This is a genomic window from Actinospica durhamensis (assembly GCF_018139695.1).
In the GTDB taxonomy this organism is placed as follows: domain Bacteria; phylum Actinomycetota; class Actinomycetes; order Streptomycetales; family Catenulisporaceae; genus Actinospica; species Actinospica durhamensis.
Genome location: NZ_JAGSOG010000409.1, coordinates 1 through 5,433 on the forward strand (window position 1 = coordinate 1; position 5,433 = coordinate 5,433).

The following is a 5,433-nucleotide window of genomic DNA, read 5'->3' on the forward strand; positions in this document are numbered from 1 at the left end:
GTCGACGAGTTCTCGCGTCCTGCCCTGCTCACAGCCGCCGCATCACCGTCACCACGCGCCCGAGCACCACGGCGTTGTCGCCCGGGATCGGGTCGTAGCTCGGGTTGCGCGGCATCAGCCAGACCTCGTACCGGCCCTCGTCGCGCTGGATCTTGAGCTGCTTGACCGTGGCCTCGCCGTCGATCATCGCCGCCACGATCTGGCCCGACTCGGCCGACTGCTGCTGGCGCACCACCACGGTGTCGCCGTCCATGATCCCGGCCTCGATCATCGAGTCGCCGACGACCGTGAGCGCGAACAGCGTGCCGTCGCTGACCATGGCCCGCGGCATCGGGATCAGTTCCTCGATCGACTCCTCGGCCAGGATCGGACCACCGGCCGCGATCCGGCCGACCAGCGGCACGAACTCCATCGCGCCGACCGAGCCGCCGAGGGCGCCGAGTGCGGCCAGGGCCGACTGGGCTCCGGCGGCCATCGAACTGCCCAGCGTGGAGATCGCCGACTGCATCCGGCCCTGCGGGTGGTCCGGCGTGCCCGCCAGCGCCCCGCCGGCCGGCTGGCCGCCGCCCTGCGGCGTGGTCTGCGCCATCCGCGCCCGCCAGGCCTGGGTCGGATCGCTCGGGCCGCGCACGATGTAGGCCCGCGGCCGGTTCGGGTCGCGGCGGATGAAGCCCTTGCCCTCCAGCACCACCAGCTGGTGGCGCACCGACGAAGTCGAGTTCAGGCCCACCGCCTCGCCGATCTCGCGCATCGACGGCGGGTAGCCGCGGCGGTCGATCGAGTCCTGGATCACCTCGATGATCCGGCACTGCCGGTCCGTCAGCCGCAGCGCGAGGGGCACCTTCGTCACGGCAGGCTCCCCGCGCCCGCCGCCCGGCCCGCTCTTGCCGCCGTCACCGCCGCCGCCCGTGGCCGCCGAGGCCGCGCGGCCCACACCGCGCCCCTTGCCGGCCGTGACCGCCTTGACTCCCTTGGCCGCGTTCTTCGCAGCGGCCGAGGCGCCGCGCGGCTTCTCCGCCGCCGGGCCCTTGCGCTGTCGCACGACGCCCTGTCCGCTCATCTCGGATAGTCCCCTTCCTCCCTTTCACCGACCAAGGTAGCCGAGGCTACCGACAAGTGCCCAACACTTGTTCGAATGAGGCACCGTCATCTTCGGCCGCGGGCCGCGCCCGCCCACCTCCGGACGACCTGCTCCCGAGAGTAATCTTGCGGCATCTGCGGTGATTTTCCCGGAGTGGCCAAGCGAATTCATCCGGTCGAAGGAATTTGCGGCGAACGCTCTTGCGGATTTTCCCCGGCGGTGGTGGCGGTTGTTCCGGGCCACCAGCCGGGATCGCTCTGCGTAGCTGACCGGGGTGAGCGCCATGCCGCCGATCGGGTGGTGCGCAGCTTGCACGGCCGTCGGCGGGAGGCTACCTTTACCCCTACATCTTGTAGGTAACGCGGCCAGGGCATCTAGAACTTGTGGTATCAACGCAAGTGCAGGTTGTCATGGGCGCACCTGGGCGCGCCTTCGCGGACGCGTCGCACCACCGAGTCGAAGGGAACCGCGGACCCGTGCACTGCCCGTTCTGCCGCCACACCGACTCGAAGGTGATCGACTCGCGCACCACCGAGGACGGCACCGCGATCCGCCGCCGCCGGGCCTGTCCCGAGTGCGGCCGCCGGTTCACCACCATCGAGACGGCGACGCTCCTGGTGGTCAAGCGCTCCGGGGTGACCGAGCCGTTCAGCCGGGACAAGGTCGTCGCGGGCGTGCGCAAGGCCTGCCAGGGTCGGCCGGTCACCGAGGACCAGCTGGCGCTGCTCGCCCAGCGGGTCGAGGAGGCGGTGCGCGCCTCCGGCGTGGCCGAACTGCCCACGCACGAGGTGGGTCTGGCGATACTCGGGCCGCTGCGCGAGCTCGACCTGGTCGCCTACCTGCGCTTCGCCTCGGTCTACCGGGCCTTCGAGTCACTCGAGGACTTCGAGCAGGCCATCGCGGAGCTGCGCGGCGCCGAGGCGGATGCCGAAGCCGCGGCCGAGGCCGCGCTGCGGCCGCACGGGGAACAGGACGAGGACGCCGGGGTCGAGCCCGGTGCCCAGCCCGTGACCGCGCCCTGAGCACCCGCCCCGCGTCGGCGGGGCGGGTGCTCAGGGCGCGTGAGACAGGACGCGTGACGCGGATCACGGATTTTCCGTGGATTCGATTCAGTGGATTCGAACAACCGGGACAGGGCCCCGGCGGGGCGCGCTGGCGGGGAAGCCAAGCGCTCCCCGAGACGTTGCATTTGGTGAGGGTAGGGAGAGGACTGTTCACATGACGGAGGCCATCAGCGCGGCAGCGCGTCGCAGCGGCAGGAAGGGGACGACGGTGCCCGCGCAGAACGGCAAGGGCGAGGCGGCCGAGGGCCGGGGTCTGCGGGTGGAGCGGGTCTACACCACCCCGGGCGTGCACCCGTACGACGCCGTCACCTGGGAGTCCCGCGACGTCGTGATGACCAACTGGCGCGACGGCTCGGTCAACTTCGAGCAGCGCGGCGTGGAGTTCCCCGACTTCTGGTCGGTCAACGCCGCCAACATCGTCACCACCAAGTACTTCCGCGGCGCCCTCGGCACCGCGCAGCGCGAGACCTCGCTGCGCCAGGTCGTGGACCGGGTCGTGCAGACCTACCGCAAGGCGGGCCAGGAGCACGGCTACTTCGCCAGCGACGACGACGCCGAGATCTTCGAGCACGAGCTCACCCACATGCTCGTGCACCAGGTCTTCTCGTTCAACTCCCCGGTCTGGTTCAACGTCGGCACGGCCAGCCCGCAGCAGGTCAGCGCGTGCTTCATCCTGGCCGTGGACGACACCATGGACTCGATCCTGAACTGGTACCGGGAAGAGGGCCTGATCTTCAAGGGCGGTTCCGGCGCGGGTCTGAACCTCTCCCGGATCCGCTCGTCCAAGGAACTGCTCTCCTCCGGCGGCAACGCCTCCGGCCCGGTCTCCTTCATGCGCGGCGCCGACGCCTCGGCCGGCACCATCAAGTCCGGCGGCGCCACCCGGCGCGCGGCCAAGATGGTCGTGCTCGACGTGGACCACCCGGACATCCAGGAGTTCGTCCAGACCAAGGCCCGCGAAGAGGACAAGATCCGCGTCCTGCGCGACGCCGGCTTCGACATGGACCTCGGCGGCTCCGACATCACCTCGGTGCAGTACCAGAACGCCAACAACAGCGTCCGGGTCAACGACGAGTTCATGCGCGCCTACGAGCAGGGCGCCGCCTTCGGCCTGCGCGCCCGCACCACCGGCGAGATCATCGAGCAGGTCGAGGCCAAGGACCTGTTCCGGCAGATCGCCCAGGCCGCCTGGGAGTGCGCCGACCCCGGCCTGCAGTACGACGACGTCATCAACGACTGGCACACCAACCCGAACACCGGCCGGATCACCGCGTCCAACCCGTGCTCGGAGTACCTGTCGCTGGACAACTCCTCGTGCAACCTGGCCTCGCTGAACCTGATGAAGTTCGTCAGCGACGACGCCTCGTCCTTCGACCACGAGCTGTTCGTCAAGACCGTCGAGCTCGTCATCACGGCGATGGACATCTCCATCTGCTTCGCCGACTTCCCGACCGAGTCCATCGGCCAGACCACCCGCGACTTCCGCCAGTTGGGCATCGGCTACGCCAACCTCGGCGCGCTGCTGATGGCCACCGGCCACGCGTACGACTCGGAGGGGGGCCGCGCCATCGCCGCCGCCATCTCCGCGCTGATGACCGGCACCGCCTACCGCCGCTCGGCCGAGCTGGCCGGCATCGTCGGCCCGTACAGCGGCTTCGCGGTCAACGCCGAGCCGCACGCCCGGGTCATGCGCAAGCACGCCGACGCCGCCGAGCAGGTCGTCACGCTCGAGGAGTTCGACCGCGCCATCCTGGACGCGGCCAAGTCCGAGTGGAGCGCCTGCCTGGAGATCGGTGCGGAGAACGGCTGGCGCAACGCCCAGGCCAGCGTGCTCGCCCCGACCGGCACCATCGGCTTCATGATGGACTGCGACACCACCGGCGTGGAGCCCGACCTGGCCCTGGTGAAGTTCAAGAAGCTCGTCGGCGGCGGCTCGATGCAGATCGTGAACAACACCGTCCCGCGCGCCCTGAGCCGGCTCGGCTACCCGCAGGAGCAGGTCGAGGCGATCGTCGCCTACATCGCCGAGCACGGCCACGTGGTCGACGCCCCGGCGCTGCGCCCCGAGCACTACGAGGTCTTCGACTGCGCCATGGGCGAGCGCTCCATCGCGCCGATGGGCCACGTGCTGATGATGGCCGCGATCCAGCCGTTCATCTCCGGCTCGATCTCCAAGACGGTCAACCTGCCCGAGTCCGCCACGATCGAGGAGATCGAGGGGATCTACTACGAGGGCTGGAAGCTGGGCCTGAAGGCGCTGGCCGTCTACCGGGACAACTGCAAGGTCGGCCAGCCGCTGCAGGACGCCAAGGGCGCGAAGAAGGAGGCCGCGGCCAAGGCGGCGGCGACTGCGGCCACCCAGGCCGTCGCCGCGACCGCGACCCCGACCCCGATCGAGGTGCGCACCGTCATCGAGCGCCGCCCCACCCGCAAGCGCCTGCCCCGCGCCCGTACCGGCTCGACCACCTCGTTCTCGGTCGGCGGCGCCAAGGGCTACATGATCGCCAATTCGTACCCCGACGACGGCCTCGGCGAGGTCTTCCTGAAGATGGCGAAGCAGGGCTCGACCCTGGCCGGCATGATGGACGCCTTCTCCATCGCCATCTCGGTGGGCCTGCAGTACGGCGTGCCGCTGGAGACGTACGTCTCGAAGTTCACCAACATGCGCTTCGAGCCGGCCGGCCTGACCGAGGACCCGGACGTGCGGATGGCCCAGTCGATCCTCGACTACATCTTCCGCCGCCTCGCCCTGGACTACCTGCCCTTCGACGTCCGCGCCGACTACGGCATCTACTCGGCCACCGAGCGCCAGCGCCAGCTCGAGACCGGCTCCTACCTGCCCGCCGAGGGCGAGTCCGACGCCGACCTCACCGAGTTCGCCCAGTCCGCGCCGATAGAGCGCCACGCCCCGAAGTCCGGCACCCCGGCCGAGGCCGAAGCCGACGCCGAAGCGCCCGAAGCGGCCGCCCCCCGCACGGCCGTCCCCGTCCCGACCGCCTCCGCGCACTCCTCCATGGAGCTGCTCGAGGCCAAGATGGGCCACGCCGCCGACGCCCCCCTGTGTGCCAACTGCGGCACCAAGATGCGCCCGGCCGGCTCCTGCTACGTCTGCGAAGGCTGCGGCTCGACCAGCGGCTGCAGCTGAGTTGATTCCGGTTCGTCTACCTCGCTCGGCTCTGCGGAGCGAGGTAGACGAACCCGGAAGGCAGCTGATCGTACGTCGACTTGACGAGCTCCGGGCCTGTTCGGTCCGGAGCTCGGTCGTCGCGGTCTGGAGCCGCTGTGTCC

At 70.3% G+C, this 5,433-nt stretch carries 3 protein-coding genes; 2 read left to right on the forward strand and 1 reads right to left on the reverse strand.

Features of this window, described 5'->3' with window-relative positions:
- Positions 1-28: 28 nt before the first annotated feature.
- Complete coding sequence (gene lexA / locus KDL01_RS45725) at positions 29-850, reverse strand: transcriptional repressor LexA (RefSeq protein WP_368861739.1); 822 nt, start codon at positions 848-850, stop codon at positions 29-31.
- Positions 851-1,557: 707 nt separating this feature from the next.
- Here lexA and nrdR point away from each other — a divergent pair.
- Both nrdR and KDL01_RS38770 read left to right on the forward strand, forming a co-directional pair.
- Positions 1,558-2,103 (forward strand): transcriptional regulator NrdR, encoded by a 546-nt coding sequence (gene nrdR, locus KDL01_RS38765; RefSeq protein ID WP_212533711.1) that lies wholly within the window; start codon positions 1,558-1,560, stop codon positions 2,101-2,103.
- A gap of 196 nt (positions 2,104-2,299) precedes the next feature.
- Positions 2,300-5,290 carry a vitamin B12-dependent ribonucleotide reductase gene (locus tag KDL01_RS38770; RefSeq protein WP_212533712.1) on the forward strand — a complete coding sequence of 997 codons (2,991 nt, stop codon included), beginning with the start codon at positions 2,300-2,302 and terminating at the stop codon, positions 5,288-5,290.
- Positions 5,291-5,433: the final 143 nt, after the last annotated feature.